Raw genomic sequence first — 17128 nt, 5'->3', positions numbered from 1 at the left:
CGCAGCCTCGCAGGCTCGGCAGCTGCTACAACGATCTTTATGAACTTCCAAAAAAACGCCCCGAACCAGTCGGGGCGTTTTTTCGAGGATGCGGCCTCGATTTACAACGTATTAGCGAACGCCTTCCTGACGCAAGGCTGCCGGGGTGAAGTCTGCGGTGCTGGCAGTGAAGCCGAAGTTATAGGCCGACTTCTCTTCGTTCTTCATGCCTAGGGCCAGGTAGCGGCCCGATTGCAGGTCGTACAGGGTTTCGAGGGTGTACCACGGCACTTGCTTGTCGTAGTAGTTCTGGGAGTGAGCCTCGGCGACGCGCCACAGTTGCCCGCGACCGTCGTAGTGGTCGACCACCGCCGCCTGCCAGGTGTCTTCGTCGATGTAGAAGTCACGTTTGGCGTAGATGTGACGCTGACCTTCCTTCAGGGTCGCGACCACATGCCAGACCCGACGCAGTTCATAACGAGCCAGGTCCTGATTGATGTGACCGGCCTTGATGATGTCGGCGTACTTCAGTTGTGGCGAATCGAGCTTGTAGCTGTCGGAGGCGATGTACATCTCTTTCTTGCCTTCGAGCTTCCAGTCATAGCGATCCGGCGCACCGTTGTACATGTCCAGGTTGTCGGAGGTACGCAGGCCATCGGCAGCGGTACCCGGCCCGTCATAGGACACTTGCGGCGCACGACGTACACGGCGTTGCCCGGCGTTGTAGACCCACGCCGAACGCGGTTCTTTAACCTGGTCGAGGGTTTCGTGTACCAGCAGCACACCACCGGCCAGACGCGCCGGTGCGGTCACTTTCTGCTTGAAGTAGAACAGGATGTTGCCCGGATTTTTCGGGTCGTAATCCTTCATCTTGTCGCGGAACACGAACTGGTCCTCGAAGTACACGAGGCTGAACGAGCCGTTCGGCTGCGGTGTGGCCTGGGTTATCAGACGGGTCACACTGCCGCCGCGATAACGGGTGATGTGGTTCCAGATGACTTCAACGCCACTTTTCGGAATCGGGAACGGGATTGCGGTTTCGAAGTTCTCCAGACCGTTGCCGCCGGACACCAGGTTAGTGTTGGTGGCGTTCTTCTTGATGGAGGCGAACACGTCATCCGGCACGGTGGCACCGCGATGGGACGGGTAGACCGGCATCTTGAAGGTTTCCGGATAGCGCTTGAACATCGCGTACTGGCCCGGCGCGAGCTTGTCCTTGTACTGGTCGACGTTCTGCGCGGTGATGGTGAACTGCGGTTTTTCACTCGCGAACGGATCAGACAGAAAACCCTTGCTATCCACGCTACCGGCGTTTTTCGCCATGGGTTTCCAGGCAGGGATCGAGCCGTCGGCGTTGCCCGCCATCTCGGCGCCCATCGGGGTCAGGCTCTTGCCCAGCTTGTCCGCTTCGGCCGCAGGGACCGCCGCCATGACACCGGTTGCCAGCAGCGACAGCCCCAGAACGCCAACGTGGAACAGACTCTTTGTTATTTTCATAAATGTGTTCGTCCTGAAAATACAGTGCTTAGAAGTTCACGCCGAAGCTGAGCGCAACGAAGTCGCGATCATCCACGGTGGTGTACTTGCCGTCGAAGAAGTTGGTGTACGCCAGGCTCGCGGTGTAGGTGTTCTGGTATTCGGCATCGACACCCAGGCTCACCGCTTTACGACCTTCCTCGAAGTTGCCGCCAGGGCCAGGCGAGTAACCGCTCACGTCATGGGACCAGGCCACGTTCGGCTTGAGGTTCACACCGGCGAACACGTCGTTGTAATCCCAGATGGCGCGACCGCGATAACCCCACGACATCGATGTGGTAAAGCCATCGTCCTCGCAGTTGCGGCTGCGGTTGTTGGTAGCAGCACCCGCGCCGGCACCGTTGATGGTGCTGGTGTTAAGGATCGCCGAGCAGGTGTTGAGGCCGCCGGTAGCCGGCAGTTCACCAGGCCCGTAGACCGGGTCACGGCCGTAACGGACATCAGAGCTGCTTTCCAGGCCGCCAACATGGGTGACGCCCACTTCGCCCACCAGGGTCAGACGACTGGCGCCCATGACCTGATCGAAGAAGTGCGTCAGAGTTGTCTGGAACTGGGTGACTTCCTTGCGGCGATAGCCGTGCAGATCCTGACCCGGTACACCGGGGAGCAGCGAAGCATTGGTCAGGGCGCCACCCAATGGGCGTACGCCGGCAAACAGGATGTCGGTGGAGTTGAGTTGCACCGGCGCGTTCGGACGATAGCTGATCTCACCGCTCCACGCCGTACCGGTAGGCAGGGTAGTGGAGAAGCTCAAGCCGTAGAGGCGGATATCTTCCGGGTACTCGACGAAGTACTCGGAATTACCTGCGACCACCAACGGCGCCAGAGCGCGAAGCGCCCCTGGCAAAGCCGCTGCCCGGGCGTAGGCCGCCGCTGGAGCACCGGTGGCGCTGAAGATCGGCGCACGACTGTGATAATTCATGAAATAGGCACCGAACTCGGTGTCTAGCGGCTCGAACATGTATTTGAGGGACGCGCCCCACTGGCCGCTGTCCCGCGCATCGCGATCCGCCCCACGACGCACCAGCACACCTTCATCGTTCACGTCGACGCCCAGCCTGGTCAATGTAGGCAGGGCCGCGGCCGGAATGGTCGAGCGCTTGTTCAGCACGCGCAGGTTGTTGTCGCAACCGTCGGCAATGATGTCTGGCTGGGAGAAAAAGGTGCCGCAGTTATCGACAACCGTCTGGTCCCATTCCAGCTGATAGAAGGCTTCGGCCGACAGATTGTCGGTGAGGCTCTGGGACACGTAGAACATGTTGACCGGGATCAGACCTTCCTTGACCTCGGCACCGGGACGACGGAATGCGGACACATCGATCGGGTTGATCGAGTTGATGCCACCGCCGATGAAAGTACTTTCACCCCAGCTCACAACCTGTTTGCCCAGACGCACGGAACCCGGCTGATCGGCAATGGCGTAGTTGTGGTAGACGAAGGCATCGAGGATCTGGCCGCCGGCGGACTTGGCGCCTTCCTTGCGGTTGCTGTCACTGATGTCCTTGAACTCGCGGCTTTCATCCTTGAGTTCGAAGTCGTACCAGTATTTGCCCCGGACGAAGACACCGGTGTCGCCGTATTTCAATTCAAGGTCATGGATGCCCTTGAAGATCTTCGAAAAAGTTTCGCCGCTCTTGAAGTTGTTGTGACCGTCATCGGACGTCTGGGACAGGCCGTGGCCCCCGTTATTGACGCCGATAAGATTCTTGTTGGGGCTCTGAGTAGACCAACTGGCTCCGATCGACAGGGATGAGTCAAATTGACCTTCGATCTCACCGACGTTGAAACTGACGCCGAATGCAGGCCCGGCGAGCGAAGAGGCGAGACTGACCGCCAGGGGCAGTTTCGCCCGGCGCCAGAACTGGTTTACTGATGTCATCGACGCTACTCCATGTGCATTATTGTTATGGCTGAGTACTTTTAAAAACGTTGTGGGTGACCGGAAGCCAAGCGGTCCGAAGTCACTCCAAAGTTGCATCGCCCCGTTTTGTGCGTGAGCTCCGTTCTTAAAAATCCTTGAGCGGACTATAGCCAGCAGGTAGTAGTGCTTGATCCCTCTAAAGTGTGATTTGCAGCTGCCGGCCACTCTGGAACAGTCCTTTCGCCAGTCCGACACATGTCGGCCCGGCAAGGATGGCTGAAAATTCGGATTTCACAAGTCAAGCGCTTGCTTGGTGGGGCTGGCGCGCCGTTTTCGGCGCGCCAGCGGACGCTTAAAGCGTCGAGAGGAAGGTACTGTTGTTAGCCTGCCATTCGGTGATGTCGACGCGGATGCGCTTCTTGTCGAGTTTGCCGACACTGGTCTTGGGAATTTCAGTAACAATGGCGATCTGGCTCGGGATAGCCCACTTGCTCAGGTGCCCCTGTTCAACGAACGGTTTGAGGTGCTCCTTGAGTTCCTTGGCCCCGATCTCATGCCCTTCCCTGACGACCAACAGCGCAAACGGCCGCTCACCCCACTGCGGATCGGCGATGCCCACCACTGCTACTTCGCGTACCGCAGGGTGGCGGCTGATCAGGTCTTCCAGGTCCAGGGAGGAGATCCACTCGCCGCCAGTCTTGATCACGTCCTTGATCCGGTCGCGAATGTCGATCACGCCCATGCTGTCCAGCGTCGCCACGTCGCCGGTGTGCAGCCAGCCCCCGGCCCAGAGTTCGGCGCCTTTCTGTGGCTCGTTGAAATAGCCCTCGGTAAGCCACGGCGCACGCAGCACCAGTTCGCCCTGGGTCTCGCCATCGGCAGGCAGGAAGTTGCCATCGGTGTCGATGATCGCCGCTTCGACCAATGGCCCCGGTACACCGGCTTTGATCCGGTAGGTGGTGCGTTCGTCTTCGGTGCCGGCCATCAGCTCATCGTTAAGGTGCGCGCACGATACCAATGGCCCGGTTTCCGACATGCCGTAAGCGGCGGTCAACTGAATGCCCTTGGCTTTGGCCGCTTCATACAGCGCACGGTTGAGCGCACTGCCGCCGATGACGATTTTCCAGCCACCGAAATCGATGTTTTGCGCCGCCTTGGCATTGAGGACCATTTGCAGAATGGTCGGCACGCAGTGGGAAAAGCTCACCTTCTCCTTGCGCCACAGTTCCACCAGATACTCGGGATCGTAACGGCCAGGGTAGACCTGTTTGAGCCCGAGCATGGTTGCTACATATGGCAAGCCCCAGGCATGCACATGGAACATCGGGGTGATCGGCATGTACACGTCGTTGGTGCCCAGCAGGCGCACGCTGTCGATGGAACCCATGATGGTCGACACGCCCATGGTGTGCAGCACCAGCTGGCGATGGGTGAAATACACGCCTTTGGGGTTACCGGTGGTGCCGGTGGTGTAGAACGTGGTGGCGACCGAGTTTTCGTCGAAATCTTCAAAGTCGTACTGCGGGCTCGCAGCGGCCAGCAATTGCTCGTACTCGCCAATCAGGTTTGGCAGGTCGGCGGTTTTTTCCGGCAAGTCGGTCAGCAGCAGGGTTTTCTCCACAGTAGTCAGGTGCCCGGCAATCGCCTTATACAGCCCGACGAACTCGCTGTTGACCAGCACGAAGCGGTCCTCGGCGTGGTTCATGGTGTAGAGAATCTGTTCTGGCGACAGGCGCACGTTGATGGTGTGGATCACCGCGCCGATCATCGGGATGGCAAACATGCATTCCAGGTAGCGATGGCTGTCCCAGTCCATCACTGCCACGGTATCTCCGGCCTTCACGCCGGCGGCCGTCAGCACGTTGGCCAGCCGCGCGACCCGCTCGATCAGAGTCGGATAGCTGTAGCGCAATTGATCGCGATAGATGATCTCGCGGGTTTTTTCATAACGGGCGCCGGACATCAGCAGCCGTTTAATCAACAGCGGATACTGGTAAGCGCCCTCGGCTGGGGGGATAACGCGAGTCTGCAACATAAGAGTCCCTTTTCTGACTGCACGGTCTTGGCTTTTAAAGCTAAGCACTCTAGAGCCCTTGAACGCCAGCCAAATCAGCCAAAGGGATGATTTGCAGAGCCGTATAAATGCTAGCTTTGCGCCATTACTTGCAGGAATTCGTTATCTCTATCGGATGCGCTGCTGAATCAGGCGTAGGAGCTGCCGAAGGCTGCGATCTTTTGATCTTGGGCGATTTCGATATCGCAGAAGATCAAAAGATCGTAGCCTTCGGCAGCTCCTACAAGGGACCGCGCCGTTTGGCAGAGTAGTGTTTGATCAATGCATCTCGGTGAACGCTAGCTTCACGCCGATGGCGATCAGCACCGCGCCCATGGTCCGGTCGAACCAGTGGCCCATGCGGGCGAAACCGGCGCGCACGCGTTGTTGGCTGAACAGCATCGCCACCAGGCAGAACCAGACTGCCGTCGCCGCGGCCAGATAAATCCCGTAACCGGCCTGTACCGCCAATGGTGTGTGCGGGCTGATCACCACGGTGAACAGCGACAGGAAAAACAACGTGGCTTTCGGGTTCAGGCCATTGGTCACGAATCCCGAGGTGAAAGCGCCACGCGCGGTACGTTCGCCGGCCTCCTGATGCAGGTCGTCAGCCACAGGTGGGGCCGGTTGCGCGCGCAAGGCCTTGAAGCCGATGTACAGCAGATACGCGGCGGCGGCCCATTTCAAGGCGTTGAACAGCACGATCGACTGGGACACGATCAATCCGATACCCAACAGCGAATAGCCAACGTGCAGGAAAATCGCCGAGCCGACGCCCAGCGCCGTCCAGGTCCCGGCACGGCGACCGTGGGTCACGCTCTCACGCACCACTACGGCAAAGTCCGGGCCGGGGCTGGCGACGGCCAGCAGGTGAATCAGGGCAACGGTCAAGAACTCTGTCCAGTACATGGGGGCTCCTTTTGGGCAGGGCGATCAATAAAAAATTCTGAGGCCGACTTCGCCTCTGTGCCAACTCTCAAATCTGTGGCATCCGCCAAACATGTGGCGAGGGGGCTTGCCCCCGTTCGGCTGCGAAGCAGTCGCTAAACCGGATGATGCGTTCTGCCTGACGAAACAATGTCGCCTGGTTTGGGGCCGCTTCGCGACCCAACGGGGGCAAGCCCCCTCGCCACAGCAAGCTCCCTCGCCACAGGTTTGTGCCAGGCCAGACAATGCGTAACTGTTTATTTCATCTGGTAGGCTCGGCAGATTACGCCTTCAGTTCAATGCACAAAAGGTACAGTTGATGACGAACTCTCGCCGCGCCGTTTTCCTCGACCATCCGTCCCTGGACCTCGGCGATCTCGATCTCAACCCACTTCGTGAGTGCTTCAGCGACTTGCAGCTGTTCGCGCAAACCACGCCTGATCAGGTGATCGAACGCCTCAAGGGCGCCACCGTCGCCATCAGCAACAAAATCCTGATCGATGCGGCGGCCATGGCGGCCAGTCCCGAGTTGAAGCTGATCCTGATCACCGCCACTGGCACCAATAACGTCGACCTCGCCGCCGCCCGTGCTCACGGAATCACTGTCTGTAACTGCCAGGGTTACGGCACGCCGTCGGTGGCTCAGCACACGATCATGTTGCTGCTGAATCTGGCGACGCGCCTGACTGACTATCAAAAAGCCGTCGCCGAAGGTCGCTGGCAACAGGCGAAACAATTCTGCCTGCTTGATTACCCGATCGTCGAACTCGAAGGCAAAACCCTCGGCCTGCTTGGCCACGGTGAACTGGGCAGTGCCGTGGCGCGGTTGGCCGAGGCGTTCGGTATGCGCGTGTTGCTGGGGCAGATTCCGGGGCGTCCTGCCCGGCCGGATCGTTTGCCGCTGGATGAGCTGCTGCCGCAAATCGACGCCCTGACCCTGCACTGCCCGCTCAACGAACACACTCGCCACTTTATCGGCGCCCGTGAACTGGCCTCGATGAAACCCGGTGCTTTCGTAGTCAACACCGCGCGCGGTGGTTTGATTGACGAGCAAGCATTGGCCGACGCCCTGCGCAACGGTCACTTGGGCGGCGCGGCCACCGACGTGTTGAGCGTCGAACCACCCACCGCGGGCAATCCGTTGTTGGCCCAGGATATTCCACGGCTGATCGTCACCCCGCACAACGCCTGGGGCAGTCGCGAGGCGCGGCAGCGAATCGTTGGCCAGTTGACCGAAAACGCCCAAGGCTACTTCAGCGGTCAAGCGCTGCGGGTCGTCAGTTGATAAACTGCGGCACTTTTTTTCCAGGAGCAGAGTATGGATCCGCGCAGTGAAGTACTGCTTCGTCAGGCCGAGTTATTCCAGGGTTCGGTGCTGCTGGCCGGTTTGCCCGCCGATGATTTGCTGGGCCGCTTGCCCGATGCCCACGGCTGGTGCTGGCACGCCGGCGATCAAGCGGCGCTGGACGCCCGTTTCGCCGAGCGCAGCCATTTCGGCGTGAATGCGCCGGAGCACGAGTTCGACAGTGCCGTGGTGTTTCTGCCTAAATCCAAAGACCTGACCGACTACATCCTCAACGCCCTCGCCTCTCGTTTGGCCGGCCGTGAGTTGTATTTGGTGGGCGAAAAGCGCAGCGGCATCGAAGGCGCGGCCAAGCAACTGAACCCCTTCGGCAAACCCCGCAAGCTCGACAGCGCACGGCATTGCCAACTCTGGCAGGTCACCGTGGCCAATGCACCAGAAGCCAAGTCGCTGGAAAGCCTGGCACAGACCTACGAACTGCCGTTGGCCGAAGGCCCATTGAAAGTCATCAGCCTGCCGGGCGTGTTCAGCCACGGTCGCCTGGATCGCGGCAGCGCCCTGCTGCTGGAACATCTGGACAAACTGCCGAGCGGCCACTTGCTGGACTTCGGTTGCGGCGCGGGTGTGTTGGGGGCGGCGGTCAAGCGGCGTTATCCACACAACCAGGTCACCCTGCTCGATGTGGACGCGTTTGCCGCTGCCAGCAGTCGCCTGACTCTGGCCGCCAACGGCCTGGACGCGGAGGTAATGACCGGTGACGGCATCGATGCCGCGCCCATGGGTTTGAGCGCGATTCTGAGCAATCCACCGTTCCATGTCGGCGTACACACCGACTACTTCGCCACCGAGAACTTGCTGCGAAAAGCAGCTAAACATCTGAAAAACGGCGGTGAACTTCGACTGGTAGCGAACAGCTTCCTGAAGTATCAACCGCTGATCGAGGAGCACCTGGGCGTGTGTGCGATCAAGGCTGAAGGACAGGGTTTCCGAATCTACCGGGCCAAGCGCGGCTGAAAACACTTTTGCAAAACAGGCTTGCCCTGGAGCGACGAAGAACCTGTGGGAGCGTGGCTTGCCCGCGAAGAATGCACCGCGGTTTTTCAGGTATTACGCGTCATCGTTCTTCGCGGGCAAGCCACGCTCCCACAGGTTCTGCAACTTAACTACCGCCATTGGGGCTTGCCCAATCGGATTTGCCTAGGCAGAATCCGCTCCGTCCTAGGGGAGTAGTCTCCCACGAGCACCATGCTCGTCCGGCATACGTCAACATACTTGGTCCTCAGACCATGGCGTATGCGACCCAAGCGTCCGCATCAGACGGATCGCAGGGTTTGACAAGACCTATGACACGAACACCTTACCCGGGGCGGGAAGGCTGTACGTGTCATAGCCGTGTCGACCCGCCCCTTAGGAAAACCCTGATGATGCTGGACTCTCTGCTCGTTCCCACCGCAATCGTTGCCTTGGCCGAAATCGGCGACAAGACGCAACTGCTCGCGCTCATTCTCGCTGCCCGCTTTCGCAAACCCTGGCCAATCATCGCCGGCATCGTCGCCGCGACCCTGGCCAACCATGCGGCAGCCGGTGCGGTAGGCGCCTGGTTCGGCAGCTTCTTCTCGAATGCGACGTTGCACTGGATCCTCGCCGCGAGCTTTACCGCCACGGCCCTGTGGACGTTGGTGCCGGACAAGATGGACGAAGACGAAGCCAGCACCGCCCGCAAATTCGGGCCATTCCTGACTACGTTGATTGCGTTCTTCCTCGCGGAAATGGGCGACAAGACCCAAGTCGCAACCGTGATGCTTGCCGCGCAATACCCGGATCTGTGGCTGGTGATCATCGGCACCACCGCCGGGATGTTGATTGCCAACGTGCCGGTGGTACTGGCAGGTAACTTTGCGGCAGACAAACTGCCCTTGACCCTGATCCGTCGCCTGGCGGCGTCGGCGTTCCTGATCCTGGCGATTGTTGCGGTGTACAAGGCGATGGAGAGCAGTGGGTGGGTTTGATGCGGTAGGTCGGTAGACCGCGTTATCGTTCATCGCGGGCAAGCCTAGCTCCCACAGGTTTTCGGTCGATTACATAATGTGTGTACGACACAAAACCTGTGGGAACGGGCTTGCCCGCGAAGGCGTCAGCGGTATCAATGCATATCTATCAGGATTTCGGTGCCTTCTCGTACAACGGCATCACCTTCGGAATCGCCGCCTGCAAGGCAGCAATCCGACTGGCCGACGCCGGGTGAGTGCTCAAGAACTCTGGCGGCGCGCCATTCGAGGCTTTGCTCATTTTGTTCCACAGGGTGATCGCCGCGTTCGGGTTGTACCCGGCGCGGGCGGCCAATTCGAGGCCGATCAAGTCTGCTTCGTTTTCATTGCCGCGACTGTTGGGCAAGGTCATGCCGTATTGGGCTACGGTGTCCGCCAGGGCCAGGCTGCCCTCGCCCAGACCGAACAACGCACCAGCACCCTGCTTGGCCATTTCGATACCGTAAGCCTTGGACATCGCTTCGCGACCGTGCTCGCGCAAGGCGTGAGCGATTTCATGGCCGATGATGGCGGCGATTTCGTCGTCGGTGAGTTGCAGGGTGTCGATCAACCCGGAGTAGAAAATGATCTTGCCGCCAGGCCCGCAGGAGGCATTCAGATCGTCGCTCTTGATCAGGTTCACTTCCCATTGCCACTGGGCCGAATCCGGACGGAACACCGGCGCCTGGGCAATCAGCCGCCTGGAGATCGCCTGCACGCGCTTCGCATCGTTACTGGTTTTGTCCAGCACGCCTTTGCTGCTCGCCTCACCGACGGTCTTTTGATAAGACTGGGCGTACATCTGGTTGACCTCGGCGGTCGACAACATGCTGAACATGTATTGCTTGCGCTCAACGCCCACGGCGCCACCGCTGGTGGTGTTGACCGACTGACAACCGGCGAGCAGCAAACCTGCGCTCAGTGCACACAAAACCAATGTCTTATTCATCAAGAAGCTCCCTGGAAACATGCCGCGTATCCTAGGTGGGGATTTGTATCGGCGCCAGATACAACGGACGTGTAGCACGTACATTTCAGATAAAGCCCTTATCACCGTAGGAAAAAATTCACATACCAGCGCCCGCCACGGCCGATCACGGCCAGCAATGATTCATTTACGACATCCAGCACTCCAAAACAGCCAATTCGTGACACCTCGTTCATGACCCTCCGCCAGCCTGCCGATACAGCACCGCAGACGTCCTCTTGCGTGCGGAGCACTCATGAAATTCAAGTCGATCCAGTTTTCCGTTGCCGCCCTGGCCGGCGCTATTGTGCTCAGCGTCGTGGCAGCCCTGGTGCTGTATGCGCTGTTTTCCGGCGCCCGGACCCAAGACATGGTTCAGGAACGGACTCAGGCGCAGTTCGAGCAAGTCATCGAACAACGCCTGACCTCGTTGGCACAAACCCAGGTCAGCCAGATCCAGCGCGAACTCGAAGCACCGCTGCTGATCGCCGGTGGCCTGGTGCGGGTGAACGCGTTGATCGGTACCCCGGGCGTCGATGGTCAGCCACAGTTGAGCCTGAGCCGTGAGCACCTGATCAGCCTGATCAAGGAAAACGTCGCCCGGAACCCGAAAATTCTCGGCACCTACATCGGTTGGGAAAAAAACGCACTCGACCACAATGATGCGGCCTACGTCGACACCCCAGTGGTCGGCATCGACGCCAGCAACGGGCGCTTCCTGCCGTGGTGGTTCCGCAACGAAGACGGCAGCCTGGGCCTGGACAAACTGGTGGACGTCGATGACCAGAAAACCCTGTCCACCGGTGTGCGCGCCAGCGAGTACTACCTGTGCTCCAAGGAAACCCAAAAATCCTGCGTGATCGATCCGGCGCCCTATAAGGTCGGCGACAAGATCGTCATGCTTGCTTCCTTCATTGAACCAATCATGCTCGACGGCAAATTCCAAGGCATTGTCGGCGCCGACCTGTCGGTGAACTTCATCCAGGAAATGCTCCTGGGGGCGAATCAGAAACTGTACAGCGGCGCCGGTGAAATGGCCCTGATCGGCGGTAACGGCCGGATCGTCGCCTACACCAAGGACCCGAGCAAATTCGGCGAAAAGGTCAGTGACATTCTCGACAGCAAGCAGATTGCCAACATGGCCAATCTCAAGCGCGGCGAAGTGACTTACACCGTCGACAAGGCCCAGGGCCGGATCGAGTTGTACCTGCCCTTCGGCATCGGTCAGACCGACGCCCGCTGGACCTTGATGCTGCAATTGCCGCTGAACGCGGTGATGGCCGATCTGCAAAAACTTCAGGGCGATCTGAACGCACAGCGCAAATCCGACACCTTTGGCATGGCCATGGTCGGCCTGTTGATCGCCGGTATCGGTTTGTTGGTGATCTGGCTGGTGGGCCACGGCATTGCTCGACCACTCAAGCAAATGGTCGCGATGCTTGATGATATTGCCCAGGGTGAAGGCGACCTGACCCGCCGTCTGACCAGTGACCGTGCCGACGAATTGGGCTCGATCGCCAAAGGCTTCAACACCTTTCTCACCAAGTTGCAGGCAATGATCACCCAGGTGGTGACGTCGGTGCAGAGCGTCAGTGATTCCTCGGAACACACCGCCGACATCGCCATTCGCACCAACATCGGCGTGCACAAACAAATGGCCGAGATCGATCAGGTCGCGACCGCCGTGCATGAAATGACCGCCACCGCCCAGGATGTCGCGCGCAATGCGACCCAGGCCGCGCAAGCCGCAAGCCATGCGGATCAGGCAGCGGCGCAGGGCATGCAAATCGTCCGTGACACCTCGAACTCGATCGGCGTGTTGGCGGTGGAGATCAGCAAAGCCGTCGGCGTGGTGCAGACCCTGGCCAAGGACAGCGAAAACATCAATGCGATCCTGACGGCCATTCGCGGCATCGCCGAGCAAACCAATCTATTGGCCTTGAACGCGGCCATCGAAGCCGCCCGTGCCGGTGAGCAGGGTCGTGGGTTTGCAGTGGTGGCCGATGAAGTGCGCAACCTGGCCCAGAAAACCCAGAAGGCCACTGAAGAAATCCAGACCATGATCCAGCATCTGCAGCAAGGCACCCGCGATGTGGTGCGGGTCATGGAAGACAGCCAGAACCGCACCGACGAAAGCGTGCAACACGCGGCGAAAGCGGCCGAGGCGCTGGAGACCATTACGCAGGCGGTGTCGGTGATCAACGACATGAACACCCAGATCGCCAGCGCGGCCGAGGAGCAGAGCGCGGTGGCCGACGACATCAATCGTAATGTGATCAACATCGGGCAAGTGGCCAATGAAGTGGCCGGCGGCGCAGATGAATCGAGCGCGGCCAGTGCGGATTTGACCAAGTTGGCGGAACAGCAACGGCGGTTGATCAATCAGTTCAAGGTTTGATCCAGAGACCCCATCGCGGGCAAGCCCGCTCCCACAGGTTTTGTGAACGCCACAAAACCCTGTGGGAGCGGGCTTGCCCGCGAAGACGTCAGCCCAGACAACTCATCAGCCGGGGGTCAAACACTCCGGCCCATTAAGCTTCGGATCATTCACCAGGTTCGCCAGCACCCGCTCACGCAACGCCGCGGGCTCGCTGGCCAGCAACGCCTGCAAGGCATGCAACGGCGTTTCGGGGTTGAGCCAGGCTTCCTGCCCCGCTGCATCCAGAATCAACGGCCGACGCTGACTCGAAGCCGGCTGGGTGATCACTGCCGTGCTCAGCCACACCTGCTCCTGCACCGGATACGCCTCCCAGATTGCCGCGAAGAACAGCGCCGAGCCCTCCCCCGGGGTCAGCCAGTACGGACGTTTGCGCGTGGTGCCGCGCCATTCGTAGAAACCATTGGCTGGCAGCAGGCAACGACGCAGGCGCAAGGCTTCGCGAAACATCGGTTGTTCGGCAACGGTTTCGGCGCGGGCATGGGCCGGGGTGCGGGACAGGTCGGTCAGCCACGGCGGCGTCAGGCCCCAGCGGGCGCGGGCCAACTCACGTTGCCCGTCTGCGCCGGCACGCAGCATCAACACCGAATCGTTGGGGGAAATATTCCACTGGGCCTGCTGATCGGCGGGGAATCCGGGCAGGGCCGCGAAAGCGGGGTTCCAGCGAAACAGGGCATAACGTCCACACATGGGGCAATACGACTCTTGATCAAACGAACGTCAGCCTAACAGACCAGCGTGCCGGGAAAACTGTCCGGTTCATCGCCGGGCAGCGGCAGCGCGGCATTGTACGCGGTGATCAGCTCCCGGGCGTATTCGGCCTGATCGTTATCGACCGATAAGCCCAGCAGGCCGAACATCGGCAACTCCCCGGTGCCGCCGACCAAATCGCGCCCAACCAGATGCGCCTCGATGCCCTCACTGGCGAGCATGCTCTGCAGCAATTCGCCTTCCATCAGGTTTTCCGGTTCGTAGATGCGCTGCATGGGCCGTCCCTCTCATTCATTTTCGCTGCGGACTTCGAGATGCCATTCCTCTCCGTGAACCTGCAACACAAACGTAATCGGCCGACAACACACCTGACAGTCCTCGATATAGGTCTGATCGCCTCCTGACAGGTCTACAGAAGTCTCAACCACTTCACCACAATACGGACATTCATACTGCGCAGTTTCCAGCATCGCGGTCTCCCAGGTGACTTGTGCGTATAATCGCCGGTCTATTTGCAGGGCTATTTTCGTCTGGCTACCTTTTCAGACCGTGCCCCGTTGGTTTTTTATCAAAACCTTTACTTACCCTAGCCGTTTCTAACAAGAGAGCATGATGGGCGAATTCGATGCCATCCGACCTTACGACGACAGCGAAGTCCCGGCAGTACTGAACCGGTTGCTTGGTGACAAGGCGTTTCTAGATATCCTCATCCACTTCCGCTTCCCGCGCTATGCCGGTGCCTTCGGCTGGATGCTCAAACCTCTTATAGCTCATCGGCTGCGCCGTGAGTTCGCCGGTGTTACGTCGGTGGCCACGTTGCAAGATAAAGTCGAGATGTACGTCGACCACACCATCGAGCGAGCCACGGACGGTGTGACCTACACCGGCGTGGAGCAATTCAAGTCCGGCAGCGCCTACCTGTTCATCGCCAACCACCGCGACATCGTGATGGACCCGGCTTTCGTCAACTATGCCGTGTACCACGCCGGCCTGCCGACCCCGCGCATCGCCATTGGCGACAACTTGCTGCAAAAGCCTTTTGTCAGCGATTTGATGCGCCTGAACAAGAGCTTCATCGTGCACCGTTCGATCACTGGTCGCCGGGAAAAAATGGCGGCCTATCAGCTGTTGTCGGCGTACATCAACCACTCGATCCGCAACGATTGCGCCTCGATCTGGATCGCCCAGGCTGAAGGCCGGGCCAAGGACGGCGACGACCGCACCGAGTCGGCGATCCTCAAGATGTTCCACATGAGCCGCAAGGATGAGCCGTTCGGCGAAGTCATTCGCTCGCTGAACCTCACCCCGGTGTCGATCAGCTACGAATACGACCCGTGCGACCAGGCCAAGGCCCGCGAGCTGTACATCCGCGCCACCACCGGCAGCTACACCAAGGTGCCGGGCGAGGATGACGTGAGCATCGCCAAAGGCATCACCGGTTACAAAGGCCGGGTTCACGTGAATTTCGCCGCGCCGATCACCGAACTGTTCGAAGACACCAAGCAATTAGCGATCGAAATGGACAAGCAGATCCTCAGCGGTTACCGGTTGTTCCCGGCGCACTACCTGGCGTATGCGCAGTGGAAAGACGCCGACCCGCAACTGCAGGTGCCGAAAGCGGCCGAGGTGTTTGCGGCCGACGAACTGGCCAAGGCCCAGGAAGAGTGGCAGCGCCGGCTGGATGCCTGCCCAGAGGAACATCGTCCGTTCCTGGTGCTGCAATATGCGACACCGGTGCGTAATCAGTATCGGGTGAAGGCCGGGTTGCCGCTGTAAGGCAATGGCTGGAAATGACAACGGCGCCTTCGGGCGCCGTTTCTTTTATGCAAGATCAAAAGATCGCAGCCTTCGGCAGCTCCTACATTGACCGAGTACACCCGATATCCCACCTGTATGCGCAATCCCCCGTAGGAGCTGCCGCAGGCTGCGATCTTTTGATTTTCAGACGCGAGTGCTGATCCACGACACCAGCAACGCCATCCCGAGGCAGGCGAAACCGAAGCGGTAGAAAAACCGGTTCATGCGCAGGGTCGCCCAATCCAGCGTTGGCTCTTCACTGGGACGACTTTGGCGCTGCGCCTCGATACTGGCCATGGCGCGCTGTTCGCGACGACGGGTGGCGTGCAGCAACCAGCCGCCCGGGAAGGCGAACAGCAAGGCCAGCAAGTTGATCAATTTGGCGGGATGAGAAGTAAGAAGCGAAATCAATTGCAGCGACATCACAAACCTCAGGCTAACCGGTGTAGCAGACGCCGGACCGACGACCACGGCGCGGATTCTACCGAAAGCGCTCCGACCTGCCCCGGCTTTCCGACAAATAACGAAACCATTTAACCGATTGCTGTCCTGTGTCACGGCGCCGTCATCTGAATCCGCCAGTCTGTCGCCCCTCGAAACCGACACGGACTCCGTCATGCTCCACGCCGAAAACCAGGACCGCCTCTACCTCATTGCCCAAAGCGACGAACAACAAACCTTAGTCGGCAGCCTCGCCTTCAACGTTCAGGACCGGCATTGGCTGGTGTATTGCGCGCTGGGTGGGCATCAACATGCGGACTTGCCGGAGACGGATTTGCTGACGGGGGTGAGTGTTCTGGATTTTTATTCGGAGGCGGCTTGAGCGTCCTACAAACGCAGTGATTGAAAGGGAAGATTCCGACAGGTTTTGAAGGTTGTCGCTCGGAAATGGGGTGGATAGGCTTTGGGGGTCGCTGCACATCAGCGACCGGGCGTCGCAGTCCGTTCAGTTCAGCTCATTTGGTGCATAATCGCCGACCCAAACCGGAGCGCTTCGGTGCTAGTCGTTTGGTTTGATGGTGGCTGTGCGCGGGATACCTTCGGGTATGCCGGGTTTCCGAATGGCTCGGTCTGCGACCCCGCGTACAGCTGCCTCCTTCAATCGCGTCGCAGCGATCGTGGCAGCTAAACCTTTCATTCGGAGCATCACCATGTTCAAAGAAACACCGAATCCCCCTGAAACCGACGACGTTTCCCCCTACGAATCCCTCGATTCAAAAAAACTCCACGAAGCCGCTAACCGCGCGCTCGATCACTACCTCAACCCAGCCGCCCTCAAATCACCCGTGGCCCGTAAACCGAGCACGATGTATATGGTTGCGCCGGATATCAAAGACGAAGACCTGTTGGCCCATACCTGTGAATCGTTGGCCCAGGCCAGTGTGATGGCGGGTGATTTTGCGGGGTATCTGGAAGGGCCGCACCGGCACACGGCGATGGCGATTCAACAGATCGTCATGCTGGCAGAACTGGCGGTGAACCGGATGCTGGATAACGTGGCCGTACCAAAACCCGCGCTACACAACTGAT

At 59.5% G+C, this 17128-nt stretch carries 16 protein-coding genes, 1 pseudogene and 1 riboswitch; of the genes and pseudogenes, 8 read left to right on the top strand and 9 right to left on the bottom strand.

The window, feature by feature from the left end; translation table 11 throughout:
- Positions 1-111: 111 nt before the first annotated feature.
- The 4 genes from KGB18_RS17865 to KGB18_RS17850 all read right to left on the bottom strand — a co-directional run bounded on the left by KGB18_RS17865 (position 112) and on the right by KGB18_RS17850 (position 6338).
- On the bottom strand, positions 112-1476 hold the full coding sequence (locus KGB18_RS17865) for a DUF1329 domain-containing protein (RefSeq protein WP_123719490.1): 1365 nt from the start codon (positions 1474-1476) through the stop codon (positions 112-114).
- Positions 1477-1504: 28 nt separating this feature from the next.
- Positions 1505-3394, bottom strand: a complete 1890-nt coding sequence (locus tag KGB18_RS17860) for a DUF1302 domain-containing protein (RefSeq protein ID WP_123719491.1) — start codon at positions 3392-3394, stop codon at positions 1505-1507.
- A gap of 334 nt (positions 3395-3728) precedes the next feature.
- Positions 3729-5411 carry a fatty acid--CoA ligase gene (locus KGB18_RS17855; RefSeq protein WP_123719492.1) on the bottom strand — a complete coding sequence of 561 codons (1683 nt, stop codon included), beginning with the start codon at positions 5409-5411 and terminating at the stop codon, positions 3729-3731.
- A 297-nt stretch (positions 5412-5708) separates the two neighbouring features.
- The gene (locus KGB18_RS17850) at positions 5709-6338 is read right to left on the bottom strand and encodes a LysE family translocator (protein ID WP_123719494.1); all 630 of its coding nucleotides are present in this window, start codon (positions 6336-6338) and stop codon (positions 5709-5711) included.
- Positions 6339-6675: 337 nt separating this feature from the next.
- On the opposite strand from KGB18_RS17850, the gene KGB18_RS17845 reads away from it, so the two are divergent.
- The 3 genes from KGB18_RS17845 to KGB18_RS17835 all read left to right on the top strand — a co-directional run bounded on the left by KGB18_RS17845 (position 6676) and on the right by KGB18_RS17835 (position 9668).
- Positions 6676-7641 carry a 2-hydroxyacid dehydrogenase gene (locus KGB18_RS17845; protein ID WP_123719496.1) on the top strand — a complete coding sequence of 322 codons (966 nt, stop codon included), beginning with the start codon at positions 6676-6678 and terminating at the stop codon, positions 7639-7641.
- A 33-nt stretch (positions 7642-7674) separates the two neighbouring features.
- Complete coding sequence (locus tag KGB18_RS17840) at positions 7675-8673, top strand: class I SAM-dependent methyltransferase (protein ID WP_123719497.1); 999 nt, start codon at positions 7675-7677, stop codon at positions 8671-8673.
- A 195-nt stretch (positions 8674-8868) separates the two neighbouring features.
- A riboswitch (yybP-ykoY riboswitch) is annotated at positions 8869-8991 on the top strand.
- A 92-nt stretch (positions 8992-9083) separates the two neighbouring features.
- Entirely contained in the window at positions 9084-9668 is a 585-nt protein-coding gene (locus KGB18_RS17835; RefSeq protein ID WP_032836242.1) for a TMEM165/GDT1 family protein, read from the top strand.
- A 148-nt stretch (positions 9669-9816) separates the two neighbouring features.
- Here KGB18_RS17835 and KGB18_RS17830 read toward each other — a convergent pair whose 3' ends face one another.
- A complete protein-coding gene (locus tag KGB18_RS17830) occupies positions 9817-10635 on the bottom strand; it encodes a M48 family metallopeptidase (RefSeq protein ID WP_223570305.1) in 819 nt (272 codons plus the stop codon).
- A 274-nt stretch (positions 10636-10909) separates the two neighbouring features.
- Here KGB18_RS17830 and KGB18_RS30130 point away from each other — a divergent pair.
- Positions 10910-12196 (top strand): annotated as a pseudogene (locus KGB18_RS30130) (HAMP domain-containing protein); the annotation flags it as partial.
- A gap of 12 nt (positions 12197-12208) precedes the next feature.
- On the top strand, positions 12209-13051 hold the full coding sequence (locus tag KGB18_RS30125; protein ID WP_411736824.1) for a methyl-accepting chemotaxis protein: 843 nt from the start codon (positions 12209-12211) through the stop codon (positions 13049-13051).
- Between the two features lie 105 nt (positions 13052-13156).
- Here KGB18_RS30125 and KGB18_RS17820 read toward each other — a convergent pair whose 3' ends face one another.
- The 3 genes from KGB18_RS17820 to KGB18_RS17810 are packed head-to-tail and all read right to left on the bottom strand — an operon-like array spanning position 13157 to position 14271.
- Complete coding sequence (locus KGB18_RS17820; protein ID WP_038981601.1) at positions 13157-13780, bottom strand: SOS response-associated peptidase; 624 nt, start codon at positions 13778-13780, stop codon at positions 13157-13159.
- A 35-nt stretch (positions 13781-13815) separates the two neighbouring features.
- Positions 13816-14076: a putative signal transducing protein gene (locus KGB18_RS17815; RefSeq protein ID WP_123719500.1), complete on the bottom strand. Its 261-nt coding sequence runs from the start codon at positions 14074-14076 to the stop codon at positions 13816-13818.
- Between the two features lie 12 nt (positions 14077-14088).
- Complete coding sequence (locus KGB18_RS17810) at positions 14089-14271, bottom strand: CPXCG motif-containing cysteine-rich protein (protein WP_123501273.1); 183 nt, start codon at positions 14269-14271, stop codon at positions 14089-14091.
- A gap of 142 nt (positions 14272-14413) precedes the next feature.
- On the opposite strand from KGB18_RS17810, the gene KGB18_RS17805 reads away from it, so the two are divergent.
- Positions 14414-15577 carry a 1-acyl-sn-glycerol-3-phosphate acyltransferase gene (locus KGB18_RS17805; RefSeq protein WP_187326381.1) on the top strand — a complete coding sequence of 388 codons (1164 nt, stop codon included), beginning with the start codon at positions 14414-14416 and terminating at the stop codon, positions 15575-15577.
- A 165-nt stretch (positions 15578-15742) separates the two neighbouring features.
- On the opposite strand, the gene KGB18_RS17800 is transcribed toward KGB18_RS17805, so the two are convergent.
- Complete coding sequence (locus KGB18_RS17800; protein WP_038981598.1) at positions 15743-16021, bottom strand: hypothetical protein; 279 nt, start codon at positions 16019-16021, stop codon at positions 15743-15745.
- A 193-nt stretch (positions 16022-16214) separates the two neighbouring features.
- Between KGB18_RS17800 and KGB18_RS17795 the strand changes: the two genes are divergently transcribed.
- Both KGB18_RS17795 and KGB18_RS17790 read left to right on the top strand, forming a co-directional pair.
- Entirely contained in the window at positions 16215-16421 is a 207-nt protein-coding gene (locus tag KGB18_RS17795; RefSeq protein ID WP_007939788.1) for a hypothetical protein, read from the top strand.
- 328 nt (positions 16422-16749) lie between these two features.
- Positions 16750-17127, top strand: a complete 378-nt coding sequence (locus KGB18_RS17790; RefSeq protein ID WP_223570304.1) for a DUF6124 family protein — start codon at positions 16750-16752, stop codon at positions 17125-17127.
- Position 17128: the final 1 nt, after the last annotated feature.

Source organism: Pseudomonas sp. BF-R-26 (genome assembly GCF_019947395.1).
Lineage (GTDB): Bacteria > Pseudomonadota > Gammaproteobacteria > Pseudomonadales > Pseudomonadaceae > Aquipseudomonas > Aquipseudomonas farris.
This window is presented reverse-complemented; position numbering and strand designations above follow the sequence as displayed.

Coding starts and splice junctions, on each gene's coding strand:
- KGB18_RS17865 (WP_123719490.1), bottom strand. CDS start 1,476: ATGAAAATAACAAAGAGTCTGTTCCACGTTGGCGTTCTGGGGCTGTCG.
- KGB18_RS17860 (WP_123719491.1), bottom strand. CDS start 3,394: ATGACATCAGTAAACCAGTTCTGGCGCCGGGCGAAACTGCCCCTGGCG.
- KGB18_RS17855 (WP_123719492.1), bottom strand. CDS start 5,411: ATGTTGCAGACTCGCGTTATCCCCCCAGCCGAGGGCGCTTACCAGTAT.
- KGB18_RS17850 (WP_123719494.1), bottom strand. CDS start 6,338: ATGTACTGGACAGAGTTCTTGACCGTTGCCCTGATTCACCTGCTGGCC.
- KGB18_RS17845 (WP_123719496.1), top strand. CDS start 6,676: ATGACGAACTCTCGCCGCGCCGTTTTCCTCGACCATCCGTCCCTGGAC.
- KGB18_RS17840 (WP_123719497.1), top strand. CDS start 7,675: ATGGATCCGCGCAGTGAAGTACTGCTTCGTCAGGCCGAGTTATTCCAG.
- KGB18_RS17835 (WP_032836242.1), top strand. CDS start 9,084: ATGCTGGACTCTCTGCTCGTTCCCACCGCAATCGTTGCCTTGGCCGAA.
- KGB18_RS17830 (WP_223570305.1), bottom strand. CDS start 10,635: ATGAATAAGACATTGGTTTTGTGTGCACTGAGCGCAGGTTTGCTGCTC.
- KGB18_RS30125 (WP_411736824.1), top strand. CDS start 12,209: ATGATCACCCAGGTGGTGACGTCGGTGCAGAGCGTCAGTGATTCCTCG.
- KGB18_RS17820 (WP_038981601.1), bottom strand. CDS start 13,780: ATGTGTGGACGTTATGCCCTGTTTCGCTGGAACCCCGCTTTCGCGGCC.
- KGB18_RS17815 (WP_123719500.1), bottom strand. CDS start 14,076: ATGCAGCGCATCTACGAACCGGAAAACCTGATGGAAGGCGAATTGCTG.
- KGB18_RS17810 (WP_123501273.1), bottom strand. CDS start 14,271: ATGCTGGAAACTGCGCAGTATGAATGTCCGTATTGTGGTGAAGTGGTT.
- KGB18_RS17805 (WP_187326381.1), top strand. CDS start 14,414: ATGGGCGAATTCGATGCCATCCGACCTTACGACGACAGCGAAGTCCCG.
- KGB18_RS17800 (WP_038981598.1), bottom strand. CDS start 16,021: ATGTCGCTGCAATTGATTTCGCTTCTTACTTCTCATCCCGCCAAATTG.
- KGB18_RS17795 (WP_007939788.1), top strand. CDS start 16,215: ATGCTCCACGCCGAAAACCAGGACCGCCTCTACCTCATTGCCCAAAGC.
- KGB18_RS17790 (WP_223570304.1), top strand. CDS start 16,750: ATGTTCAAAGAAACACCGAATCCCCCTGAAACCGACGACGTTTCCCCC.